Origin of the sequence: Virgibacillus sp. NKC19-3, assembly GCF_019837165.1 — a bacterium.
Classification (GTDB): domain Bacteria; phylum Bacillota; class Bacilli; order Bacillales; family Amphibacillaceae; genus Virgibacillus_L; species Virgibacillus_L saliphilus.
The window spans coordinates 1303751-1329382 of sequence record NZ_JAGYHC010000001.1 but is presented as its reverse complement, the minus strand read 5'-3'; the positions used below and the strand labels follow the sequence as shown (position 1 = coordinate 1329382).

General features: G+C 40.7%; 23 protein-coding genes and 2 pseudogenes. 9 read left to right on the top strand and 16 right to left on the bottom strand.

Going from position 1 to position 25632, the window contains the following annotated elements:
• Nucleotides 1-27: 27 nt before the first annotated feature.
• The 4 genes from pdaA to KFZ56_RS06510 all read right to left on the bottom strand — a co-directional run bounded on the left by pdaA (nt 28) and on the right by KFZ56_RS06510 (nt 3625).
• A complete protein-coding gene (gene pdaA / locus KFZ56_RS06525) occupies nt 28-828 on the bottom strand; it encodes a delta-lactam-biosynthetic de-N-acetylase (protein WP_222641039.1) in 801 nt (266 codons plus the stop codon).
• 54 nt (nt 829-882) lie between these two features.
• Nucleotides 883-2196, bottom strand: a complete 1314-nt coding sequence (locus KFZ56_RS06520; protein ID WP_222641038.1) for a Na+/H+ antiporter family protein — start codon at nt 2194-2196, stop codon at nt 883-885.
• A gap of 160 nt (nt 2197-2356) precedes the next feature.
• The gene (locus KFZ56_RS06515; RefSeq protein WP_222641037.1) at nt 2357-3169 is read right to left on the bottom strand and encodes a YfkD famly protein; all 813 of its coding nucleotides are present in this window, start codon (nt 3167-3169) and stop codon (nt 2357-2359) included.
• A gap of 63 nt (nt 3170-3232) precedes the next feature.
• The gene (locus KFZ56_RS06510) at nt 3233-3625 is read right to left on the bottom strand and encodes an OsmC family protein (RefSeq protein WP_222641036.1); all 393 of its coding nucleotides are present in this window, start codon (nt 3623-3625) and stop codon (nt 3233-3235) included.
• A 157-nt stretch (nt 3626-3782) separates the two neighbouring features.
• Here KFZ56_RS06510 and KFZ56_RS06505 point away from each other — a divergent pair, with 157 nt between their 5' ends.
• Nucleotides 3783-4934, top strand: coding sequence for an MFS transporter (locus tag KFZ56_RS06505; RefSeq protein WP_222641034.1), 1152 nt, complete (start codon nt 3783-3785; stop codon nt 4932-4934).
• A gap of 200 nt (nt 4935-5134) precedes the next feature.
• On the opposite strand, the gene KFZ56_RS06500 is transcribed toward KFZ56_RS06505, so the two are convergent.
• The 7 genes from KFZ56_RS06500 to KFZ56_RS06470 all read right to left on the bottom strand — a co-directional run bounded on the left by KFZ56_RS06500 (nt 5135) and on the right by KFZ56_RS06470 (nt 10337).
• The gene (locus tag KFZ56_RS06500) at nt 5135-5818 is read right to left on the bottom strand and encodes an amino acid ABC transporter permease (RefSeq protein ID WP_222641032.1); all 684 of its coding nucleotides are present in this window, start codon (nt 5816-5818) and stop codon (nt 5135-5137) included.
• 73 nt (nt 5819-5891) lie between these two features.
• On the bottom strand, nt 5892-6764 hold the full coding sequence (locus tag KFZ56_RS06495) for a transporter substrate-binding domain-containing protein (RefSeq protein WP_222641030.1): 873 nt from the start codon (nt 6762-6764) through the stop codon (nt 5892-5894).
• A gap of 129 nt (nt 6765-6893) precedes the next feature.
• Complete coding sequence (locus KFZ56_RS06490; RefSeq protein WP_222641029.1) at nt 6894-7706, bottom strand: YihY/virulence factor BrkB family protein; 813 nt, start codon at nt 7704-7706, stop codon at nt 6894-6896.
• A 21-nt stretch (nt 7707-7727) separates the two neighbouring features.
• Nucleotides 7728-8024, bottom strand: coding sequence for a YtxH domain-containing protein (locus KFZ56_RS06485; protein ID WP_222641028.1), 297 nt, complete (start codon nt 8022-8024; stop codon nt 7728-7730).
• Nucleotides 8025-8082: 58 nt separating this feature from the next.
• Nucleotides 8083-8253, bottom strand: a complete 171-nt coding sequence (locus KFZ56_RS06480) for an SOS response-associated peptidase family protein (protein WP_222641027.1) — start codon at nt 8251-8253, stop codon at nt 8083-8085.
• 158 nt (nt 8254-8411) lie between these two features.
• Nucleotides 8412-9407: a glutaminase gene (locus KFZ56_RS06475; protein ID WP_222641026.1), complete on the bottom strand. Its 996-nt coding sequence runs from the start codon at nt 9405-9407 to the stop codon at nt 8412-8414.
• Between the two features lie 168 nt (nt 9408-9575).
• Entirely contained in the window at nt 9576-10337 is a 762-nt protein-coding gene (locus KFZ56_RS06470; protein WP_222641025.1) for a CAP domain-containing protein, read from the bottom strand.
• Between the two features lie 435 nt (nt 10338-10772).
• Here KFZ56_RS06470 and mreBH point away from each other — a divergent pair, with 435 nt between their 5' ends.
• From mreBH to KFZ56_RS06450, 4 genes and pseudogenes are all read left to right on the top strand, one after another.
• Nucleotides 10773-11780 (top strand): rod-share determining protein MreBH, encoded by a 1008-nt coding sequence (mreBH, locus tag KFZ56_RS06465; protein WP_222643915.1) that lies wholly within the window; start codon nt 10773-10775, stop codon nt 11778-11780.
• A gap of 401 nt (nt 11781-12181) precedes the next feature.
• The gene (locus KFZ56_RS06460) at nt 12182-13333 is read left to right on the top strand and encodes a CaiB/BaiF CoA transferase family protein (protein ID WP_222641024.1); all 1152 of its coding nucleotides are present in this window, start codon (nt 12182-12184) and stop codon (nt 13331-13333) included.
• Between the two features lie 20 nt (nt 13334-13353).
• On the top strand, nt 13354-14565 hold the full coding sequence (locus tag KFZ56_RS06455) for an acyl-CoA dehydrogenase family protein (RefSeq protein ID WP_222641023.1): 1212 nt from the start codon (nt 13354-13356) through the stop codon (nt 14563-14565).
• Nucleotides 14566-14601: 36 nt separating this feature from the next.
• Nucleotides 14602-14763, top strand: a pseudogene (locus KFZ56_RS06450) (aldehyde dehydrogenase family protein); the annotation flags it as partial.
• 107 nt (nt 14764-14870) lie between these two features.
• On the opposite strand, the gene KFZ56_RS06445 reads toward KFZ56_RS06450, so the two are convergent.
• The 5 genes from KFZ56_RS06445 to KFZ56_RS06425 all read right to left on the bottom strand — a co-directional run bounded on the left by KFZ56_RS06445 (nt 14871) and on the right by KFZ56_RS06425 (nt 20911).
• Nucleotides 14871-15182: a DUF3870 domain-containing protein gene (locus tag KFZ56_RS06445; protein WP_222641022.1), complete on the bottom strand. Its 312-nt coding sequence runs from the start codon at nt 15180-15182 to the stop codon at nt 14871-14873.
• A gap of 164 nt (nt 15183-15346) precedes the next feature.
• A complete protein-coding gene (locus KFZ56_RS06440; RefSeq protein WP_222641021.1) occupies nt 15347-16555 on the bottom strand; it encodes a saccharopine dehydrogenase family protein in 1209 nt (402 codons plus the stop codon).
• A gap of 15 nt (nt 16556-16570) precedes the next feature.
• Nucleotides 16571-18067 carry an aldehyde dehydrogenase family protein gene (locus KFZ56_RS06435; RefSeq protein ID WP_222641019.1) on the bottom strand — a complete coding sequence of 499 codons (1497 nt, stop codon included), beginning with the start codon at nt 18065-18067 and terminating at the stop codon, nt 16571-16573.
• A gap of 30 nt (nt 18068-18097) precedes the next feature.
• A complete protein-coding gene (locus KFZ56_RS06430; protein ID WP_222643913.1) occupies nt 18098-19729 on the bottom strand; it encodes a thiamine pyrophosphate-dependent enzyme in 1632 nt (543 codons plus the stop codon).
• A 6-nt stretch (nt 19730-19735) separates the two neighbouring features.
• A complete protein-coding gene (locus tag KFZ56_RS06425) occupies nt 19736-20911 on the bottom strand; it encodes an aminotransferase class I/II-fold pyridoxal phosphate-dependent enzyme (protein WP_222641018.1) in 1176 nt (391 codons plus the stop codon).
• 376 nt (nt 20912-21287) lie between these two features.
• On the opposite strand from KFZ56_RS06425, the pseudogene kynU reads away from it, so the two are divergent.
• From kynU to KFZ56_RS06405, 4 genes and pseudogenes are all read left to right on the top strand, one after another.
• A pseudogene (kynU, locus tag KFZ56_RS06420) lies at nt 21288-22558 on the top strand (kynureninase).
• Complete coding sequence (gene kynB / locus KFZ56_RS06415) at nt 22558-23199, top strand: arylformamidase (RefSeq protein WP_222641016.1); 642 nt, start codon at nt 22558-22560, stop codon at nt 23197-23199. The pseudogene kynU and the gene kynB overlap by 1 nt, the downstream one beginning before the upstream one ends.
• A complete protein-coding gene (gene kynA / locus KFZ56_RS06410) occupies nt 23196-24044 on the top strand; it encodes a tryptophan 2,3-dioxygenase (RefSeq protein ID WP_222641014.1) in 849 nt (282 codons plus the stop codon). The genes kynB and kynA overlap by 4 nt, the downstream gene beginning before the upstream one ends.
• 85 nt (nt 24045-24129) lie before the next feature.
• Nucleotides 24130-25467 carry a sodium-dependent transporter gene (locus KFZ56_RS06405; RefSeq protein WP_222641012.1) on the top strand — a complete coding sequence of 446 codons (1338 nt, stop codon included), beginning with the start codon at nt 24130-24132 and terminating at the stop codon, nt 25465-25467.
• Nucleotides 25468-25632: the final 165 nt, after the last annotated feature.

Below are 25632 nucleotides of genomic sequence, written 5' to 3'. Positions count from 1 at the left end.
TATACGCTCTTAGAAGACACTCGTTAATTAGAATCCATAAATACCTTCAGGGATTTTATCTTTTATTACCATATCATCCAAGCTTTTAAAACTATACCCCTGTTCTCTCAATTCTTGAATTAAATGCTCCAATGCTGCTGCGTTATCGGCTGAAACCGCGTGCAGGAGTATAATAGCACCGGGATGAATTTGATCCATAATTTCGTTAAAGGCATATTCCCATCCTTTTTGATTGCCCGTCTCCCAATCAACAAAGGCCAATGACCAAAACACATGAATGTACCCCAATTCATTTGCCCATTCCAACGTTTCTTCATTAAACGTTCCTTTTGGAGGCCTGAGATACTTTAAATCTTTCTGATCAGACACCTCTGCAACCGCTTTTTTCAAAGACTCAAGCTCCTCTTTTATGGATTCCTTGGATATTGTTGTGAAATCCGGATGATGATAAGAGTGGTTTCCAATAGTGTGACCTTCATCTACCATTCGTTCGATGAGATCTGGTTGATCCTCCACATAATGTCCTGTCACAAAAAAAGTTGCTGGTACATCTTCTTTATGCAAAACATCTAACACATCATCCGTATACCCTTCTTCATATCCATTGTCAAAGGTTAAGTAAATATTCTTCTCACCAGAATCATCTGCATAATAGGAACCGTATTTTTTTAAGATATCCTGGTAGCTCCCTATATCAGGGACTTTATGATCTGTATTTTTTTTAAATCCCCATCCATACCCATTAGAAGCCTTAGCCTCTAACTGCAGGCCGCCAATAAAAAAGGTAAGAAAAACGATGACGATTGTCATAAGCGTATATTTCCGCATAACAACCCACCTTCTTTTTTTCTTACCTTTACCTTTTTTCACGTAATTATTCACTTATAATAGAAGTGCGGCTATCCATCCAAATAGAAACAATGGAATATTAAAGTGGATGAATGTCGGAACAACGGTATCCCAGATGTGATGATGCTTTCCATCTGCGTTTAAACCAGCTGTTGACCCAAGCGTACTGTCTGAAGCCGGTGAACCTGCATCACCCAGAGCTCCAGCTGTACCGATTAAAGCTGCTGTTGCCAATGGAGAAAATCCAGCTGCCATACATATTGGCACATATAATGTGGCAAGAATCGGTATGGTACCAAAGGATGAACCTATTCCCATTGTTACAAGTAAACCAACAAATAATAATATAAATGCAATCATTGCTTGATTATCACCTAAAAATCCCGAGGTTGCTTCAATTAACGCATCAACTGCTCCCGTTTCCTTTAAAACATTCCCGAATCCGGACGCAACTAGCATAACAAATGCAATCATCCCCATCATGCTAATCCCTTCTCCGACAATGCGATCACCATTCTTAAATGGTACAACAATGAAGGCAAACATTAGTACCAACCCAGTCAACGCACCAGCAATTAAATTATCTGTAATAATTTGCACAACCAACGCAGCTACAATAGCAACGAGGGTTAGAAAATGTTTGATATTAAACGTAACTTTTTCCACTTCAGGTTCAATTAGAACATTTCCGGTTCCACTTGCCCCCTCCACAGGATCTCGGTCCTTACGGTAGGTTATAAATATAGCGATCAGTAGACCGAGAACCATACCTAAACCAGGAGTAAGCATAGCTAAAGCCGTTTCCTTCACGGTTATTGGTGCTGCTCCATTTTGTTCCATGCCATCTACAATGGTGTTGTGAAAAAGAAGCCCAAAGCCTGCTGGAATCATAACATAGGGCGCTTTTAATCCAAAGGTAAGCGCAGTTGCAACCCCGCGACGATCCACACGCATTTGATCAAAAAGTTTTAATAATGGCGGAATTAAAATTGGTACGAATGCAATATGCACAGGTACTAAATTCTGTGATAATGATGCGACCCCAGCGATAGCCAACATTAGCATCGTTTTCTTACCTGTTAATACACGAATAAGAAAGTTTACGAGAATAGTAGTTATGCCCGTGTAGCTAATTGCCACGGCAAAAGCACCAAGCAAAATATAGCTTAACGCTGTATTCGCCTGCCCTCCCATCCCAGCTACCATTGTTTCAATCGAATCGACGATATCTAGTCCTGCCATTAAACCGGCTGTAATAGAGGCTGCTATGATTGCTATAATGACATTTACTCGCAGTAAACTAAGAATAATCATAACGAACACCGAGACAACGACAACCCACTCCATACATGCTTCTCCTCTCTATCTCTTTCCTTTTCCTGTTGATATTCATTTATTACACTTCATCATGATAAAGCATTAAAGTATAAAAATCAACCCTATTTTTTAAAATTTAGGTACATAAAAAGAACCCTATAAACGTCGTAAAGGGTTCTTTCGATTAATACTATTTCAACTGGAAAGAGAAAGAAATATGATCTTGAACTGGTATCCATGAACCGATGCCCTGCTTTGTTACATTTTTGATAGCAATGGACTTTTTCGTTCCTTTTAATTCAATATAAACTTCACCAAAAGTCACTTGTCCTTTTTCATTTACAGCTGGAGCATATGCTTGCAATTCGGCTTGTTTTTTGACAGGAACATTATATGAATTATCTTTTTTTGTATTTTTTCCAATGGTTGTCTCATAAGAAAGTGGTAGTTCTGTCTTTGCCTCAGCCTTTGATAACATCATCTTTTTTACATCTTCAGGGTCAGAAATTTTGTTGGTAAGTGCACCCTTTATTTCTTTATCCTCTTGTTGTACATAATTCATTTCCTGGTCAGTGTCCCCACCCAGATTATTGAGTTCATTCGTATTTATACCCTGATACTCCCAATTCACAGTTGTGTCCGATGATTCATAATTGAGTGGCCATCTTCCAACGTACACCATGCCGCGATAGCCAAATCCAATCGGGGACGGATCTAAGGTTGTCTCATTTAACATCTTTATTAATTCAGGATTTTCAATCGGTATATCCAGTTCATCTATTAATTCCTGCGTTAATTCGCTCGGCTCAATGACCTCTTGATCCTCACCTGAATTGGGAAATGTATTTTCCTTCGATATCGTAAGGACATGGCTCGGTGGTTCAAAAGTGTCACTCCCGTTTTTCTCTCCCTCATCTTCCTTTTCCTCAGCAAAACTAATTACCGGTAATAAAAGTGCATAAAAGCATACAATTGCTACAATTGCATAATGACTTCTTTTCATGTATCCCATTCCTTTCCTTTTCCTATAGCATTTTCGGATACATGAATATTATACCTTGATTTTTTACCGGCTTAATTCAATGCTTTCAATTCGCTCTGTTATGTTAATACTATCCTCTACTGAACGGACCATCGAACAATTTTTTCGAGATAGCTCCAGGTTTTTATCTAATTTTTGTGGGTTTAAATTATATCCCTTCACCGTAAAAACCAAGGCAATTTCCTCAATACGATTGGCTTCTTCCGGATTTCGAACGACATCCGCATGGATAGTAAGATCTTCAATTTCCATACGCTGTTTTTTCAATATTTTACGAAATACGGATCCGCTACAGCCAGCTATAGAAGCAACCATTAATTGAAATGGACGGAATCCATCATCCTCATTTCCCGAGATACTTAATTCCCCATAGTTTAAATCTACTCGCATGCCATTTTCTTTCAAATAAAATTCCATGTTATTTCCCTCCATTTTTATGGTTGTACTGATATATTCCCATTATTGTTTCCATCATAACTTAATTTCATTGAAATAGCAGTTCCTAAACATTGACCTCTCTTACGAAACCAATTAAATTAGATTATGTAAATGACAACACGAATGGATGAACGAAATGGTATCTGCAAAAACTAGATTTTGGATTTTAATTGCACTTGTTACGGTTTCCGGCTTTTCACAGGGGATGTTATTGCCACTGCTTTCCGTTATTTTGGAACAACATGGCGTCCCATCTTCTGTTAATGGATTACATGCTACTGGGCTATATATTGGTGTGCTTTTAGCTTCTCCATTTATGGAAAAACCAATGCAACGATTCGGGTTCAAGCCTGTTATTATCGTCGGCGGTATGCTTGTTTTTATTTCCTTGGCTCTATTTCCGTTTTGGAAAGCCTTATGGTTCTGGTTTATACTTCGAGTAACAGTTGGTATCGGGGATCAGATGTTACACTTTGGAACGCAAACTTGGATTACCACAACAGCAACAAAAGAAACGAGAGGCAGAAGCATTGCCTATTACGGGATGTTCTTCGGATTAGGCTTCACCCTTGGCCCGCTAATGACACAATTATTAGACGTACATGAAGCCCTTCCTTTTATCGTATCAGCAGTTCTAAGTATGCTTGTATGGTCATCGATGTTATTTGTACGCAATACATGGCCTGAGCAAGAAATCGATACAGTACGTACGACAAATTCCTCTTTTGGAAGATTCCTCCAGACAGGAAAAATAGCTTGGGTAGCGCTACTTCCGGGGTTTGGGTATGGATTTCTTGAAGCGTCACTACATAGTATTTTTCCAATTTATGGGATGCGTATTGGGCATGATGTCGATATTTTATCCCTTATTATTCCTTGCTTTGCAGCTGGAAGTCTTATCACCCAGCTGCCACTTGGTATGTTAAGCGATCGATTTGGACGACGAAATATCCTACTCTTTGTTTTAACCGCAGGAATGGCTTGCTTTGCTCTGGCTGCAACTTTAGAATCATCGCCTGTTGCTTTATTTATACTGTTTACGCTATCCGGAATGTTAGTCGGGTCATTATTTTCACTGGGGATCTCCTATATGACTGATTTACTGCCGGGAAATTTGCTTCCTGCAGGGAACTTGATGGTGGGAATCACGTTCAGTTTGGGAAGCATTAGTGGACCTTTATTAGGCGGTTGGTATGTTGATATGTTCCCAGGCGCTTCTTTCTTTTATTTGATTGTTGCCATACTAATCGTTATTATATTAGCGATTTATTTTAAACAAAGGAGCTGAAACAAAAGTGTTTTGTAACAAATAACATCCCGAATGAACGCCGCATCTAAAAATATACGTCGCGCACCTTAGAGCGGCTGGTGAGACCCCTTGTACCCGTTGAGTTGCAAGTGTTTTCGAAGAGGGCAGCACTCCTCGAAAAAAGAGCGCTACCGCGTCTTTAGGTGTCTCACCTATGCTTTTGCTCCTAGCCTTTCAATTTACAAAAACCTGCTATATTTCAGTTCTAAACGATCCTGCATGAATCCAATTAATATGCATATCGGCCAATAAATAAGGGCGACCAAGACATACATCGTCATTGCATCAAATTCTCTTCCGGCAACAATCTGTGTTTTTTGGAACAATTCCGGCACTGTAATGACTGCCGCTAAGGACGTCCCCTTCACAACATCCATAAACACACTTGTTAATGGAGGAATGGCTATTCTTGTTGCCTGTGGCAAGATGATTGTTCTCAGCGTTGGCCAGTAACTCATATTCAAAGCTCTCGCTGATTCCCATTGCCCATTATCAATACTATTTAGAGCAGAACGATCAATTTCCGCAATGTAAGCTGCACTGTTTAAGCCAAAACCAATGGAGGCTGCCACTATTGCAGATAATTCAACCCCAACGACAGGCAAACCAAAATATAATATAAATAAAAATACAAGCATTGGCGTTCCCCGCATAAATGATATATAAAGACGGGCCGGCCATCGAAGCACAAATCGCTTCGAACCGCGTGCTAATGCCAATAACAACCCCAGCACAAGCCCGATCATCATTCCAATAAGAGCGACAAGAAGCGTCATTGGCAATCCTTCAAGAATAAAAGGCAAACTTTCCAAAGCCAGTTCTACATCAAATAAGCCACCGAAATCAAACCCATTAACGTTCATTAGCAATTCTCCTATTGTTCTAATCCTTTTCTATCTCTTTAAGACCTTCTTGATATTACAAGTGTTGCTGAAATTACTCAATCCCTTCTATTTCGATAATGTCCTCTTCCGGTTCTTTAGAAACATCGTTGCCTTCAAAAAAATCCGCTGATATTTCAGTAAGCGTACCATCTTCTTTCATATCAGCTATGATCTCATTTACGTTTTCCAAGAACTCGTCAGCTTCTTTATCCATCACAACATTATTCGTAGTAGAGTGAAATCTCAAATCAGGGTGTAGTTCAATATCTAACTCCGGAAATTCAGTTAAAGCTAAGCTTTGCAAATAATAATCATTAATAACGAAGTCCGTTCTTCCATTATTCACATCTTTTAAATAGGCTTCATTAGGAGCGTTTCCATATGTAATTACTTCAGCACCAAATTCTCTGGAAATATCACTATAGACTGTGGTAGCTGCTCCACCTGCTTTTTTCCCTTCTATATCTTCAAGTGTTTCTATTCCTGAATGATCATCTGAACGAACAACCATTGTGGAATAGGAGTATTTAACAGGATCGCTAAATCCAAATTTTTCTCTGCTTTCCTCTCGTGGGCCTGCTAGAATCATATCAACCCGACCTGTATCCAAAGCTGTTAACATAGAATCAAAGTCCATTATTTCGAATTTGATTTCCAAGTCCAAGCGCTCTCCAATCTCCCGGGCCACTTCGACATCATAGCCTGTAAGCTGATCCTCATTTCCGGCTTCTCCTTCATAATACGAAGCAGGAAATAATGTACCCGCCGTTCCTACAACAATCTCTCCAGCGTCCTGTATTTCTTCCCATTTTTCATCTGTATTATTATCATCACTATTGCTTGTATCACTTCCATCCACATTGTTACATGCACTTAAAATGACTGCTAATAGAAGAATAAAGGACAATGATTTTAGATGTTCCAAATTATAGACCCCCCTAAAAATATCTGTTATACAAAAAACTTAATAATTATAGTAACAGGTACATATATAAAATTCAAAATTTTTGATTCCATTTAAAATAGCTGACCATTTCGGCCAGCTATTCCTCATTCACGCATGCTTCCGAACAACGGCATTAATCACACCGCCGGTCATGATTATAATTCCGGAAATATAAAGCCATATCATTAAAACGATAACAGCACCCAGACTTCCATATGTTGCCGAGTAGTTCCCCATGTTGTTGACGTAGAAGGAAAAACCGAGGGATACCAACTGCCAACTGATTGTGGAAAACAGAGCACCCCAGATAACATTTTTAAAATAAACTTTTATATTTGGCGCCAACTTATACAGCGTAAGAAATACAATAAAGAATACAAGGGAAGAGACAAGCCAACGCATAGCTTCCCAAACCGTCAAAAACCCTTCAGATAAACCGAAAAGCGAAAAGATCGATTCTCCGATCATCTGACCGAAAATTGGAAGTAAAAAAGCTATACAAATGATAAGAACCATCGCAATCGTAAGCACAATAGCAATTAATCTGGAAACAATGAACAAACGATCCTCTTCCACTTCATACGCCTTGTTTAATGCTTTCGTAAGTGCATTAATTGCATTAGATGCAGCCCAGAGGGTACCTATTATCCCTATCGACAATAGCCCCCCATTTTGCTGGTTGATCAATTGACTAATATTCGCGTTAATTAAATCCGTTATTTGCGCTGGTGCGTAATCTGTGATTGCAGCAATAACCCGGCTTTCCTCGATTGGCAAGTAACCGACTAATGTTAATAAAAACAATAAAAACGGGAAAAGGGATAATAGAAAAAAGTAGGCCAATTGTGCAGCCAAACCTATAATATCATCATTCATAATTCGTTGATATACGCCTTTCGCAAATGCCACTGCTTTTTCCATACCCACTCTCCCTACTTTATGTTATTCTATTTCGTTGCTTTTATCTTTAGTTGAGACCTTGTCTAAAGTATCTTCCACCTGCTCTAATGCGTTCATTAGATTGGAAGATCCACTTGATAAACTATCATTAAATTTCGCTAAAGCAACACGTATATTATGTACTGTTTCTGATGGATTTTTCACCATATAGGTTGTACCTGATGTTACCGTTGTTAATTTATTTTTCGCATAATATCTTGTCTCTCTGTCAAACATTGTAACCAAGCCTCCAACAACAGCTCCTGTCACAACTCCAAGAAATAATTTACGCTTACTCATTTGTATTCTCTCCTTTTAGCATATAGTATGTTTTTTTATATTATACAGGAATAATGTGCTAATTTCCTTGTATAATCAGTTCCACACACGTTTCATCATTAACATAAGTTCCTATATTATAGGCTGTTAATTCATTATCTTCCATTCTTTGTAAGAATTCAAGCGCTTGTTCCGAAGATGGCTGATACGGTGTTAACCATTCATCTTCTTTGTTTTTTGGTAATATCATTGGCATACGATGTAGAAACGGCAACAGAGTGAAAAGAATTGGAGGTTGAGGCCGTGCCCGCGAAAAACACCCACCCTTCGCTGCTCCGAACGGCGATTATAGCAAATAGCAGTTTCGTCGCAGTTTCTATCTTTTGTGTCAAAACCAACAGTCTGTATTTAGAATAGGCTCAGATCCCACTGGTTAGCTATATGCCGTAGCAGGCGAATACCGGCAATACTGTTTCCCTTATCATCCAAAGCAGGGCCATATACACCGATCCCGCATCCCGTAACAAAAGGTAATTCCTCACTGCGGACTCGCGGTGGCGATACTGCAATAATCCCACCGGAAACACCACTTTTTGCAGGTACTCCAACATAGGCAGCAAATTTCCCGGATGCATCATACATTCCACATGTCAGCATTAACGCTTTGACAATTCTCGCTACCTGGCGTGGAATAATTTCTTCTTTTGTACTGGGATCTTCCCCATCATTTGCAATAATCATACCAATTCTGGCCAAGTCATCGAGGGTTACTTCAATAGAGCATTGCTTAAAATAAGTCTCTAACGTGATATTAAGATCTGATTCCAGGAAACCAGTTTCCAATAAATAATACCCGATCGCTCGATTTCTCATCGATGAATCTCTTTCTGACTCATACGCATCTACATTCAAGTGCGGCCGATAATCAAGCATGCGTTCCAGCAACTGAAACACAGGCTCCAATTTTTCATCAGAGGTCTTGCCTTCCAGCATAGATGTAACGGTTATTGCACCAGCATTAATCATAGGGTTAAATGGCTTTTTAAGCTGTGTCATTTCTAGATGCATAATCGAATTAAACGCTTCCCCTGTTGGCTCAACATCAACACGGTCAAGTACATAAGACAAGCCCCGTCCGATACAAGCAACAATAAAGCTGAACACTTTGGAAATACTTTGTATAGTGAACGGCACCTCAACATCACCGGAACGTATCATCATGCCATTTTCACCAACAATCGAAATACCTAAATGGTCTCTGTTCGCTTCCTGCAAGATTGGAATATAAGATGCTAAGTTGCCATCAACGGTATGTTTCCTGTAAAAGGATACCCAATCATCCACATAATCCTGTAACCATTCCTGTGTTAGCTCTGTATTCCAATTTGTTGCTCCTTGTACCATTGCTACCACTCCATTGCTTCTGGTATTATTTGCATGAAAATCCTATTGTACGCTTCCATCTGTATTATACCTGTATTGCCCTCAAAATATAAACGAAATATAGCTAAGTAGCAAGTATTACACAGAAAAAGAGAGACCAACAAAAGTTAGCCTCTCTTCATCTATTACCTATTTTCCAATAAATTGTTGTGTCCAGTGGTTACCTTGTTCCACGTATCCTACACCGATATGCGTAAAGTCTTCATTTAGAATATTAGCGCGGTGTCCATCACTGTTCATCCAACCATTTACAACCTGTTCAGGTGTGGTTTGACCTTTAGCAATGTTTTCACCGGCAGTACTGTAATCCACTCCATAACTTTGCATCATATCAAATGGAGAACCATGCGTTGGACTGTCATGTGAAAAATAATTGTTTTGCGCCATGTCTTGTGATTTATCTCGAGCAACTTCACTTAACTCGGTATCAATTTCAAGTGGACGTAAACCATGCTTTTCACGTTCTTGGTTCGTTAATTCTACTACTTCTTGTTCAAATTGGCTTAGCTCTTGTGATTGCTCTTGATCTTGATTTTGTTGTTCTTGATTACTATTTGGCTGTTGTGGTGCCGATGCTTCCGGCTGATCTTCTTTTTCCTCTGGTTGTTCTTCGTTAGCTGATTGATCTTCCTTCTGTTCTGCTTGACTCTCTTTATCCTGTTCTTCCTTCTGTTCTGATTGCTCTTCTTTATCTCGTTGAACCTTATTACAAAGTTCATCTATATTATTCTCTGAATATGTATTCCAATTCCCATTCACAGAATAATAGACGTTATATGCTTGACTCTGCGATTGATCAGCTCCTGCTGAGGCATCTACAGAATTTTGAAAAGCTCCACCAACAAATAATGTGGCTGATAATGCTGTAACTATGCTTAGTTTTTGAAACATCTGTTACACGCTCCTTTGTTTTGTTTTTGTTCTTGCAAAATCATCATAGCACGAGGTTTTTTGTAATATTTATGGCATTCCTTTCCAAACCCAATAAATAGAATTATTTTCCTCCTTCATCATAAAAAAATCCTTCTATTTTTAGGTGATTAAAAGCACCCAGAAATGTGTATACAGGAAAAAAATCAATGCAGTGGTAAAAATTACAACAAAATGGCTGTTGACACTTCTTAAAACCCCCGTATTTTGTTACAAAGACTCGAAAATTGTAATCAGATTGTTACTTGATTTGTAAGGTTATATGCTTTATTTTTAAAGTATTTACATGGTATCATACTACCAAAATGTGTAACTGATAAAAATACCCACGTAAATTGTCATATATGGTAGAATTAATATGGAAGAAAACATCATTGGAGGATCGCAACTATGTCTATGTTATCTAATGCAGAAATCGGAATCGATCTAGGTACGGCAAATATACTAATCTACTCAAAAACAAAAGGAATCGTCTTAAATGAGCCCTCTGTTGTAGCTATTGATATCAATACAAAACAAGTCGTAGCAGTTGGAGCAGAAGCAAAGGAAATGGTAGGAAAGACACCGCAGAATATTGTCCCAATACGCCCATTAAGTGATGGGGTTATTGCGGATTATGATGTAACAGCTCAAATGCTGAAAGAATTTTTGAAAAAAGTAAGCAAGCAAGTTGGATCTTCCATGCGCAAACCGACTGTTGTCGTCTGCACGCCATCCGGAAGTACATCAGTCGAACGACGTGCCATTCATAATGCTGTTTCAAGTTATGGAGCCAAACAGGTGCATTTAATAGAAGAACCTGTTGCTGCTGCAATTGGAGCTGATCTACCTGTCGATGAGCCTGTTGCTAATGTTATTGTTGATATTGGTGGTGGAACTTCTGAAGTAGGAATTATCTCATTCGGTGGGGTTGTTTCTTGTAATTCCGTTCGCACGGGCGGCGATAAAATGGATGAAGAAATTACCCAACATATCCGCAAAAACTATAACATTTTAATAGGTGAACGCACTGCCGAAAGCATTAAAATGGAGATTGGATCTGCACAAGAGGATCATGAAGAAGAGACAATGGAGATTCGTGGACGGGATATGGTAACAGGATTGCCGAAGACAATAACAATTACGTCTACTGAAATTCATTTTGCCCTGAAGGAATCCTTGCAACAAATCCTTGAAGCAGTTCGCTCGACGCTGGAAAATTGTCCACCCGAATTAAGTGGGGATATTGTCGATCACGGGATTGTCCTGACTGGCGGTGGTTCCTTGTTAAAAGGAATGCAAGAATGGCTTAGCGATGAAATCATCGTCCCCGTACATCTTGCACCAAATCCACTTGAATCGGTTGCGATCGGAACTGGACGAGCAATAAAAATGATTGGGAAACTGCAAAAAGCAGCCAAATAAAAGTTAAGTTTATTTATGTATGTATTCGGAAGTAGCTTTTATATTCGAGACAGAAATCGAGATGGTACGGTTCTCTCTCTTGGTTACTGTAAGTTTCGCCTTTTCCGGTTCCGCTCGTTATATGCCAACAGTTTATTACCTTGGGCATTTTCTAAATGTTAATTTGTATTAACTAAAAACGCTTGCATATTATTCAGAATAATGTATAATAAATCATATGAATTCGCAATCCTATTTCAAACCTATGATGATTTAAACATGAATAAATGCTGCCTAATCTGTTCACTGTTCTATGCCGGAACTGTTCCAACAGATAAAAGCCAGATCATTTTGGAATTACAGAACGACTGTAATCCATTTTGATCTGGCTTTTTTAGTAAAAATTAGAAAGGAGTGAGAAAATGGCTGGTGCATTAGAGAATATTCGCGTGCTAGATTTATCCCGAGTCCTTGCCGGACCTTATTGCACGATGATACTAGGCGACCTTGGCGCAGAAGTAATTAAAGTCGAGGCTCCGGGCGGAAGTGATGAAACGCGAAAATGGGGGCCCCCTTTTCAGCATGATGTAAGCGCTTATTATCTATCCGCAAATCGGAATAAGAAGAGCATTACTGTCGATTTGAAATCTACGGAGGGGATTAAAATTATTAAATCTCTTGTTCAAAAGAGTGATGTCGTCATTCATAACTTTAAATCAGGCACGATGGAACGATTTGGACTCGGTTATGAAACACTTGCAGAATTAAACCCAAAGATTGTGTATTGTTCCATCACTGGATTCGGGGAAACAGGACCCCACAAAGACATGCCGGGCTATGATTTTATTATCCAAGCAATGAGTGGATTCATGAGCATCACTGGAGATGAAAAGTCCGGACCACAAAAACTGGGAATTGCCATAACCGATGTTCTAACCGGATTATATGCCTGTATTGGCATTCAAGGAGCGCTGCTTGAGCGAACGTTATCCGGCGAGGGACAGAAATTGGATCTTTCGCTATATGACGCTGCGGTTAGTGCACTGGTAAATGTCGGTAGTAATTATTTAATGTCAGGAAACATTCCCGCACCCCTTGGAAATCATCATGCCAATATTGTGCCTTACCAGACGTTCCAGACAGCAGACGGGGAGATGGTCATTGCGGTAGGCAATGACAGTCAATTCCATCGACTATGTACCATTTTGGAAAAACCTGAATTACACGCGGATAAAAGATTTCAAACCAATCCGGATCGTGTACAGCACCGGGATACATTAGTCCCGCTATTACAGGAGATTTTTTTAACAAAATCAACCGCATATTGGCAGGACAAATGTCAGGAAAATAAAATACCATGCGGGCCCATTCATACGATAAGAGAGGTAGCAAATGATCCGCAACTGCAGGCAAGGAATATGTTTATCGATTATCAACATCCGACTGCAGGAGCAATAAAAATGATCGGAAGTCCATTAAAGCTCACGCGGACGCCTGTTACCATACGCCACCATCCGCCTGATGCGGGTGAGCATAATGAAGATATCATAACACAGCTTGGAATAAAAAAATGAACGTAGGGAGTGGACACAGAATGAATTTTAATTTTACAGATGAACAAGAAATGCTACGTGAAACAGTGAAAAACTTTACTGATAATGAAATTTTGCCATATATAGCGGATTGGGATAGAGAGGGGAAATTCAACCCTGCTATTATAACCAAGCTTGGTGAACTAGGATTGATGGGTGTATGTATTCCGGAAGAATACGGTGGCAGTGGGATGGACTATAATTCCCTGGCGATTGTATGTGAGGAACTCGAGCGTGGTGATACCGCTTTTCGTACAGCGGTATCGGTTCACACAGGGTTAAATAGCATGACGTTACTACAATGGGGGACTGAAGAGCAAAAGAAAAAATACCTCACCCCGCAGGCAAAAGGAGAAAAGATTGGCGCATATGGACTGACAGAGCCTTTAGCGGGTTCTGATGTTTCTGCACTTCAGTCAACCGCTGTTAAAGAAGGGGATTATTATATATTAAATGGTCAGAAAACATGGATTTCTCTATGTGATATAGCGGATCACTTTATCGTTTTTGCCTACACGAAAGATAGGTCCGCCAAACATAGTGGGATTTCCGCATTTATTGTTGAGCGTACATGGGAAGGCTTCTCTTCTAAGGCGACAAAAGGAAAACATGGTATTCGTGCTGGTAATACAGGCGAGATATTTTTTGATGATATAAAAGTCCCGAAAGAAAATCGACTTGGCGGAGAAGGAGAGGGATTTAAAATAGCAATGTCCGCGCTTGATAATGGTCGGTTCACAGTAGCTGCGGGAGCAGTTGGACAGATTATGGCATGCTTGGAAGCCAGCGTGAAATATAGTCATGAACGTGAAACGTTTGGGAAGGAAATCGGCAAGCATCAACTTGTGCAGCAGATGATTGCAAAGATGGAAGCCGGATTTCAAATGAGCCGTCTACTCGTATACCGCGCTGGTGAATTAAAAAATCAAGGGGTACGAAATACAAGAGAAACATCGCTGGCAAAATGGCAAGCATGTGACTTTGCCAATCAAGCAGCTGATGATGCGGTTCAGATTCATGGTGCTTACGGCTATTCAGACGAATATCCGGTAGAGCGTTACCTCCGTAATTCCAAAGCTCCGGTTATTTATGAAGGAACCAGGGAGATTCATACCATTATGCAGGCAGAATATGTATTAGGCTATCGCCAAGATAAACAATTAAATAAAATGCTACCAGCTTGGCACCCGGAAAAGCACATCACCGTAGAGTAAGTTTTTTCGCATCTAACAAGCTGCTATTTCCTTGTCATAAATGATGTCTCCCCTGCCGTTTCTGAAGCACCCTTTGGCGGAATCAAGCAATCCGGAAATGGCAAAGAAGGTGGTCATCATGGGATGGAGGAATTTTTGGAAATGAAATTGGAATCGATTAGCGTGAGTACGGTTGGTGGCACCTTTGTCCCGATTTGAATGTGCTGTTTACCAGTTTAAGGGCGTTGTCTCCTAATTCAGAGGCGCGCCTCTCACGTTTCAGGCGCAGCGTCTCCTGAATATGAGACGTTCCATTAGTCATATGATCAAGACTCCATGTAAGTCTCATACTGCTTATACAAATCTTTCAGCGCTGAAACCACAGCTCCCCCGGCCTTCCCTAGATAATGTTCTTTTACTTCTTCGACTGGTTTGTCGATACCATCTTGCAAGCTATGGCCACGCAATAAGTGCTGGACAAATTCCCTTCCATGAATGGTTGCTAAGGTGCAGCTTGCAGTAACAACGACACCATATTTTTTATCTATTTCTGCAGTTATGGTTAATGTTTCGTAGATGCTTTTGGCAGCCATTCCGGATGGAAGACGCGCATGACCTGCGATAAATACGGTATTCATTTCTATTACTCCCCTTGTAAACTAGTTGTCTCTATATTGCCTTACCTGTCTCTTATAGTGGTAATTTTAACATATTTCCATTCAAAAGAGCTGGACAAATTCATTTCACCAACTCCTCTTACATGTAAAAAACCTCCCTCTACCGTCAAGCAGAGGGATATCACCTACATATTCACTCGGTACGTTTCTTCATTTTCTTTTTCTAAAATAGTAACACCACGTTTTTCCATTTCTTGAATGTATGTCTCGCCCGGGACGATTCTCTCTGGTGGATATACGCCTTTTTTAGAAATAGTTCCATTACCAATCATCTGAGCGACTACAGATATCGTATTTGCAGTGGCTCTGGCCATAGCCGTAACATGTGTATTTCTATCTTTATATGTTGTCATTTCATATTCGTAGACTGCCGGAGCTCCTTCTTTTTCACCGGAAACAATTACCCTTAATAAGACAGCATCATCTTTCTCACCAAGTTCAACGACTGGATCCAGTACTTTTAGCAGAACTTGACGCGGATTGATCTTTGCCCCATTTACATCTACTTCATAATCCATTCTGGTCAGATTCAAATCAACGAGTAATTTAAATTTCTCCGCGTGACCGGGATAACGAATGGTCTTATATTCCAATGTTTTCAGATCAGGATAAGAAAGGGATAAGGTCGATGTCCCCCCTGAAGTATGGAATGCCTCCAAGGGGCCGAATTTTTCAAAGTGAACCCGTTCAACCTCTGATAAGGACGCTATTTCCTGTTTAATCCCATTGCGAATAATCAAAGACGGATCGGTGTAATGGTCAAATACGCCTTCCATGGAAAATACATGATTATACTCAAATGGTGGCTCTGGTTGAACCGGAATACCGCCAACATATAATTTTATAGATTCCGGATTATCTAATTTACTAGCCCCATAACCTGACAAAATATTAATCATACCCGGCGCAACGCCAAGATCGGGGATAAGTGTAACCTCGGCTTGTTTAGCATCTTCTTTCATCGCTAACACTTTATCTGTGACATGACCAATATGCCCACCGAGATCGACAGCGTTTACTCCAACCTGAATCGCTGTTTTCGCAACCATTTCATTGAAGGAATAAAATAGTGCATTGATAATAACATCAAACTGCCGCATATAATTTGCCATCTCGTTTTCGTCATTGGCATTCACTTGATAAGCCTTAAGTTTTGGCGAATTCAATTGTTCCACAACTTGCTGCGTGCGGTTTACGTCAATATCTGCTAATCCAACAGCTGTTACATCCTCACTTTCCACTAAGTCACGTGCAGCTTCTTTGCCCATTAAACCTGACCCTAATACACCGATTTTCATGCAATACCCCCTATTAAAAATTGTTCCATTCTCCATTTCCTATTTTATAGATTAATCCACATCAATTTGTGCGCGCTGCAATTTGCCACTATAATCAACGTATACAGCTTTCCACTCTGTAAACACATCCAATGCCTGCACGCCTGAATCACGATGGCCATTACCAGTACCTTTTGTTCCTCCAAATGGCAGGTGGATTTCAGCGCCTGTCGTTCCTGCATTTACATACACGATCCCGGTATCCAGATCACGCTGTGCCTGAAAGACACGATTGACATCCGTTGTGAAGATCGAACTTGAAAGACCGAAATCAACACTATTATTTACTTCGATCGCCTCTTCAAAGCTCTTAACCGGGATTAAAGAAGCAACAGGTCCAAAGATTTCCTCTTGTGAAATACGCATTTCTGCAGTTGCATCTGAAAATAATGTTGGTGCAAAATAATTCCCTTTCTTGTGGGTTTCTTCGCTCAATTCATAACCACCGGCAAGTAATGTAGCTCCTTCGTCTTTTCCAATTTCCATATAGTCCTTAATTTTATCCATTCCGGATTCATTGATAATCGGTCCGACCTTGATGGATTCATCCAAACCATTACCAATGGTTAACTCCTCCATCTTTGCAAGCAGGCGCTCTTCCAATGTTGCTTTCACATTTTCATGTACAATCACACGGCTACAGGCCGTACAGCGTTGCCCACTTGTTCCAAATGCACTCCACACGATACCTTCTACTGCAAGATCTAAATCTGCATCATCCATCACGATAACAGCATTTTTCCCGCCCATTTCCAGGGATACTTTTTTCAATCGTTTCCCACACTCACTGGCAACCCTACTCCCTGTAGCACCCGAGCCGGTAAATGAAATAACACGGATGTCCTTATGCTGAACCATTGCATCTCCAACACTGGAACCTGCACCAAATACGACATTCAATACACCATCAGGCAAACCGGCTTCTTCAAATATTTTTGCAAGTTCATACGCCATAATTGGTGTTTCTGTTGCCGGTTTCCAGATCACCGCGTTTCCAGCAACGATGGCAGGAAATGACTTCCAAGTTGCAATAGCAATCGGAAAGTTCCACGGTGTAATAATGCCAACAATACCTACCGGCGTGCGCTGACTCATTGCAAATTTATCCTTCAGTTCCGCTGGCGTAGTTTGCCCGAACAAGCGTCGCCCTTCTCCAGCCATGTAAAAGGCCATATCAATCCCTTCTTGTACTTCCCCACGTGCCTCTTCCAATACTTTCCCATTTTCCATTGTCAATAATTGGGAAAGTCTTTCTTTACGTTCTTTCATAAGGGTTCCGACTTGATAAAGTACTTCCCCGCGTTGAGGAGCCGGTACTAAAGCCCACGCTTTCTGTGCCTTCTTTGCTTGCACAACGGCATGATCCACGCTAGATGCATCCGATAGTGGTACTTCTACAATCGTTTCATTTGTTGCCGGATTCATTACTGGTGTCGTATTACTTACATCTACCCACTGGCCACCAATATAGTTTGTTAGTTTATGTGTTTCCAAAGATACAACCGTCATAAAAATACCTCCTGCATGGATTTTTTTCTTTCATCGATCACGAATCTGTGTAATCGTTGATGAAACTGAAATGTGCTCCTTCGTCGTTATAATTTCGATAACTGCCGGCTTCTGCTTTTGCAAAGCCTGATCAAAAGCCGCTTCAAACGCTTCTATCGTACGTACAATATACCCATCAGCCCCCATACTAATGGCTAAATCTTTAAAGGACACATCACCCAGATCAGTCGCTTCCACTTTTTCCGGATAATGCATTTCCTGATGCATACGGATGGTACCATACATATTATTATTAAAAACGAGAGAGAGAACAGGAATGTTATGTCGAACCGCTGTTTCCAGTTCCTGTCCCGTCATCATAAATCCTCCATCTCCGGATAAAGAAACGACTGTTTTCTCCGGAAAGGCGAGTTTCGCCCCAAGTGCTGCAGGCATCCCATATCCCATTGCTCCTGATGTCGGACCAACATACGTATGTTTCTTCTGAAATGGATAAAAAGCATGAAGCCATCCGGCAAAATTCCCTGCATCTGTTGTTAGCAATGCATGCTCGGGAAGCTTCTTTGCCATGTACGCGATGATCCGCTTATTGATTACGTCATCTGCTAAAACATCTAAGCTACTTACTTCCTCAAATACTTGCCTTCGCGTGTCAGCCCACCTTCTCCAAGGAGTTCCATCTACATCCATATGCATGAATAACTGCAATGCCTCTTTTACATCTGCCACGATTCCAATATCCGGCGCATATACTTTACCAATCGTATCGTAATCAATTGTTATATGAATCAATTTTTTATCCGGCGTAATAATTGAATAATCTTGTGTTGTCACTTCCGAAAGTCTCGTACCGAGCGCGATAACCACGTCTGCTTGATTGACGGTTTGAAGGATTTTTTTATCCGTGCCAAGACCGAGATGTCCTACGTACAAGGGATGATTATTTGAAAAAACATCTTGGCGACGAAAAGCCGCGAGTACTGGAATCTCATATTTCTCTGCAAAAGCTAGTAAGTCATCTTCTGCTTGTGCGCTTTTTATCCCTCCTCCTGCTATGATCACCGGTTTTTGTGCCAGTGTAAGGAGTTTCTCTATATACCCCATTTCGTTCTGTGATGGTGCAGGCTTTGGACGAGACGTAACAGGGCCAAACTGCATGTTAGCTTCTTCCAGTAACATATCTTCCGGTAGTGCAACAACAACAGGTCCGGGTCTTCCTGATGTTGCAATCCGAAATGCTCGTTGTAGGATTTCCGGTATACGCTTAGCATCATCCACTTCTACAGCCCATTTCGCAATATGTCGGAAATACTGATCTAAATCTACTTCCTGAAATCCTTCCCTACCTCTAAACGTACGATGTACTTGGCCTAAAAAGACAATCATTGGTGTGGAATCCTGATAAGCCGTATGTACACCGATGGATAAGTTGGCCGCTCCCACTGCTCTTGTAGCAAACACAATACCGGGTTTTAAAGCAGATTTCCCGTATCCTTCTGCCATAAATGCAGCCCCGCCTTCATGCCTGGTTGAAATAACATCAATTGAAGGTTCATCATGCAACACGTCCAGTACAGGCAAATAGCTCTCACCAGGTACACAGAATACCTTTCGAACACCTTCTTTCTTCATATATGCTATAATAGCTTGAGCTGCGGTCATTCTCACTTAAGCTTCCCCTCCTAAATCCAGCTTCTTCAATCGATATATAACGTCATCCAGACGCTTAATGGTTACCGTTAGTGCAATTCGAAAATAACCTTCTCCCAGCGAGCCAAAGGCAATTCCAGGTGTCACCATAACACCGACCTCATCCAATAGTTTATTTGCGAAATCGATGGAATAAAACCCGTCGGGAACTTTTGCCCAAATAAATATAGTTCCTCTAGGCCTTTCCGCATATATTCCCATTTCCCTTAGGGCAGCATGCATCTTTTCCATGCGTTCTTTATATAGCTTGTTCATTGCTGTTACAGTGGAGAAATCACTTCGCAATGCAGTCGCTGCAGCCTTTTGGATAGGTAAGAATTGACTTGTGTCCAAATTGCTTTTCAATGTTGCCAATGCTCGAATAACATTCTTATTGCCAACAACATAGCCGATTCGCCATCCAGTCATATTGAAACTTTTCGATAGGGAGCCGAATTCTACTGCTTGCGTCTTTGCGCCAGGAACCTGCATCACGCTTGGCGCCTTATACCCATCAAATGTAATCTGATCATATGCTGCATCATTCACAAGCAAAAGCTGTTTTTCGACAGCTAATGACAACGCTTTCATAAAAGTGCTTAGTTCAATTGTAGCCGCTGTTGGATTGCTTGGATAATTTAAAAACAGCACCCTTGCACGTTGCACATCCTTATTAGCCAATTTCTCCCATTGTGGAACATAGCCATTGTACGCATCCAACGGCAAAAGCACCGTTTTCCCACCTGCCAAATGTACACTTGTTTGATAAACCGGATAGCCGGGATCTGGCAAAATCACTGCATCACCTGGATTAATAACAGCTTGAATCAAGTGCGCAATTCCCTCTTTGGAGCCAATTAATGTCAAAACTTCTGTATCCGGATCCAAATCAACTGCATAATGTCTTTTATAAAAACTTGCTACTGCCTCTTTAAATTCTGAACTGCCACTATAGGTGGAGTACCGATGATTAACCGGTTTTTTAGCTTCTTCCACCAATTTATCATATACAAAATTAGGTGCAGGCAAATCGGGAGCTCCAATTCCTAAATCAATCACATCTATCCCTTTAGCTTCCAACGTCTTTTTCTTTTTCTGCAGTTCGGAAAATAAGTACGGTGGCAGGTTTTCCACCTTGTCAGAAATAAAGGACATCCTCACCCTCCCTATTTTAAAACACCATTTCGCCAATCCATCAATAGTATAAATCAGCATTTTATAATTTGCAATATTTATTCAAATAATTATTAAATTATTTCACATGGTACTTTATGCAACTATTGTTGTTTGAAAAACTACGCTGTAACCTGCAACGTAAGGCTTAGTGATTTCCGCTGCGGGCAATCGCGGAACCTTGGGGCACAACTTCAGCCGCTCTAAGGTGGCAACATGTATTTCCGGAGCAGTGGATTAACAAGCATATCAAGTTACGCTGCAATCTATATTCGTGTCGAAACAATAAAATGTCGCATACAAAAAGCACTTCGTTTGTTAAAATGGAACTACCCATATAAAAAGAGGTGTACTGCAAATGAATACCGATAAAAGTTATGCCCAGTATTTAGATCAACAAGACAGCTTGCGAAACTTCCGCAACGAATTCTATATTCCGAATGATACGATTTATTTCGACGGTAATTCATTAGGGCTTATGTCCAAACGGGCTGAAGTTGCTATAGAAACAACGCTGAATGCTTGGAAGCGTTATGCCATCGATGGATGGGCAGAGGGGAATATCCATGGTTCTACTTATCCGAGAAACTTGGAGAAATGGCTGCGCCCTTAGTTGGAGCAAAACCGGAAGAAGTTATCGTAACAGGTTCGACAACAACCAATCTGCATCAACTTGTTGCAAGCTTTTTTAAACCTGAAGGAGATAAAACGAAAATTCTTGCCGACGAACTGAACTTTCCCTCAGATATCTATGCATTAAAAAGCCAATTGAAACTCCATGGCTTGGACCCGGATATACATTTAATCAAGGTGAAAAGCAACGATCAAACTACGCTTCAAACGAATGACATTATTGATGCTATGACAGAGGACATTGCGCTCATTATTTTACCAAGTGTACTCTATCGAAGCGGGCAAATTCTAGACATGGAGACACTCACAAGGGAAGCACATAAACGTAATATCCTGATTGGCTTTGATTTATGCCACTCGATCGGAGCTATTCCCCATCAATTATCCGAGTGGGACGTAGATGTTGCCTTTTGGTGTACGTATAAACATTTAAACGGCGGTCCTGGCAGCGTCGGGGCTTTGTATGTGAATGAGAAACACTTAGGCAATGAACCAGGGCTTGCCGGCTGGTTTAGCTCATCCAAAGAAAAGCAATTCGATATGGAACATACCCTCACAGCAGCTGAAGATGCAGGAACATTTCAAATTGGTACACCCCATGTATTAAGTGCAGCGCCGTTACTCGGTTCCTTGGAATTGTTCCGGGAAGCAGGGATAAATCGCATCCGCCAAAAATCACTTCAGCTAACGAATTATTTAATGGAATTGATTGAAACGGAACTGGCCGACTATCACTTCACAATTGCGAATCCGAGAGAGGAACGTTCACGAGGTGGTCATGTATATCTGGAACATCCGGAAGCTGCTCGTATTTGTAAGGCATTAAAAACAAATAACGTCATCCCTGATTTCCGTAATCCAAATGGTATACGCTTAGCACCAGTCGCCTTATACAATACATTTGAAGAAGTCTGGCAGATGGTCCAAAGTTTAAAGACTATCATGGATGAAAAGCATTATACAAAATATGAAAATAAACGAGGTGTCATCGCATAATGACGAATTGGATAGATATTTCTCAGGCACTAACGAATGAAATCGCGCAATTCCCAGGAGATACTCCCTTCTCCTATTCACCTACATTCACAAAAGAAGAAACAGGCTCTGCTAATATTGGCCAAATAACAACAAGCCTGCACATTGGCACACATATTGACGCACCATTTCACTATGACTCAACTGGCAGAACAGTAGAAATGCTTGATCTGGATCGGTATATAGGAAAGGCTGTGGTCATGGACGTTAGTCATACAGAAAAAATAACCGCACAAGTTTTACAGGAATTCAAATGGGAAAATGTATCCCGTGTTTTATTACGCACTTCCCTGCCCAATAATCCGAACCATTTTCCTGATCAAATCCCATATCTGGATCCTGATATTGCCTCATTTTTACAGCAAAAAGGGGTGACATTATTAGGGGTTGATATCCCATCAGTTGATGCTCCCGATAGTAAAGATCTAAAGACGCATCATGCGCTGTACAGAAATGGAATTAATATTTTAGAAAATATCATGCTCGACCATGTTAAAGAGGGACTTTATGAATTAATTGCACTTCCATTGGCTATTCATGGTGCTGACGGTAGCCCGGTTCGTGCAGTCTTACGTCCCATCAATGAGGAGAATGAATCATGACAGATAAGCACGCTGATGATACATTTAAGTCAGAAGAAGGCATTCATACAGATTTCATTGAAAAGATGACCTATGGTGACTACCTGCAACTTGATACATTATTATCCAGCCAAAAAAGATTATCCGACCATCATGATGAAATGTTATTCATTATCATTCATCATGTCAGCGAACTTTGGCTCAAACTAATCATTCATGAAATACAAGGTGCTATCACAGCCATTCAGCAGGGAAACTTGCAAGCTTCCTTTAAAATGTTGGCACGTGTCTCTACGATTCAAAACCAAATGATACAGGGTTGGGATGTTCTATCGACCTTAACGCCAGCAGAGTACATGGAATTTCGCGGGAAATTAGGCAAAGCATCCGGATTCCAGTCTTATCAATACAGACTGGTAGAATTTGTGCTTGGCTATAAAACCCCCTTTATCCTGAAAATTTACGAAAAGGATCCAGAGATTCATGCTATATTGAAAGAGGCATATCAATCACCAGGGCTTTATGATGTTGCGATTGAAACACTGGCTGGAGTTGGCTTTCCCATCCATACATCCATTTTAAATCGTGATTTCTCACAAACATATGAGAAGGATGCATCCGTTGAGCAAGCCTGGCTCACCATTTATAAAAATGTCGATCACTATTGGGAGCTATACCAGCTGGCGGAAAAACTGGTCGATATTGAATATTCCTTCCAGCAATGGCGCTTTAAACATATGAAAACCGTCGAACGCATTATCGGTCATAAATCAGGGACAGGCGGATCTTCCGGTGTAGGCTATTTAAAAAATGTATTGGATCATTCCTTTTTCCCGGAATTATGGGATATTCGAACAAAGATGTAAAGCTAATACATGACTTTTAATAGCGACAGATAAATGGAATTTGTCCAATAACTAAACTAAAATGGATCAGAAAGGAAGTCATACAATGCCAGCTAAAAACGATCAATGGGCCACAAAGTTTGGCTTTATCTTATCATCCGCAGGAGCTGCCATCGGCCTTGGTGCTATATGGAAATTCCCTTATATGACAGGCATGAATGGCGGTGGTGCCTTCTTCCTGCTATTTATTCTATTCACGATCATTATCGGCCTGCCCATTTTACTTGCCGAATTTATTATCGGGAGAGGTTCCCAAAAGGAAGCGGTAAGTGCCTATAAAACGCTGGCACCGAAAAGCAGATGGTCTCCTATCATCGGGCGCTGGGGTGTAGTCGGTGCTTTCCTGCTCATGTCCTTCTATAGTGTGGTTGGTGGCTGGGTTCTCATTTACAGCGCCATGTCCATACCCGGGATGGTCATTCAGGACAACACAGATTATACAGCATTATTTGAGACGATTACAGAAAATCCGCTGATCGTGATTGTAGGTCTCGCATTATATTTAATCATTAATATCATCGTTGTTTCATTTGGGATTAAAAATGGAATTGAGAAAGCAAGCAAAGTATTAATGCCCTTACTATTTGTCTTTTTCGTTATTCTTGTCATTCGCGCTGTAACCTTTGATGGTGCCATGGAAGGATTATCCTTCTTCCTGCAGCCGGATTTTTCACAACTTACTGGTGAAGGTGTTCTATATGCACTTGGCCAATCCTTTTTCTCTTTAGCTGTTGGTTTCTCGGTGATGGTCACTTATAGTTCTTACTTAAATAAAGATATCAGTCTTCCAATGTCCGCCGGGTCTGTTTCCATAATGAACATATTCGTTTCACTACTAGCTGGATTAGCTATATTCCCTGTTGTATTCGCATTCGGACTTGAGCCAACGGAAGGGCCGGGATTACTGTTCATGGTTTTACCGGAAGCATTTGCACAAATACCCTTTGGCGAGGTGTTCCTAAGTCTGTTTTTGCTGTTATTCTTGTTCGCGATACTGACATCTTCATTCAGCATGCTGGAAATTATTACTTCCGCTTTCACAGCGAATAAACAGCGTTCCCGCAAGAGCGTCGCTTCCATTGCTGGACTGATTGTTTTTATTGCGGCGATTCCAGCAGCATTGTCATCAAATGTCTTAGCTGATTTTACTATTTTCGGTTTAACCGTGTTTGATGCAACGGACTATCTCGTAAGTAATATCCTGCTCCCTGGCGGCTGTTTATTAATTGCTTTATTCATCGGTTTTCGAATGGATAAGACACTTATAAAAACGGAATTTTCCTATAGCAATACATTATCCCCCGGTCTCTATCAGGTATGGTTTCAAATTATGCGATGGCTCGTTCCTGTTACGATTATCATTGTGTTTCTGGGGTCAATATAGAAAGGCCCCTTTCGTATGTACCATTGCTTTTACATTGTCGCAGTGGATGTAAACTGCGACGTAGTTACCGTTTCCTATAAGTATCAGCTATAATCGCCGTTCGGGTGAGGAGGTGTGATATTTTGAATTGTGATTACCGGTACAATCTAGTGGCAGTAACCACAC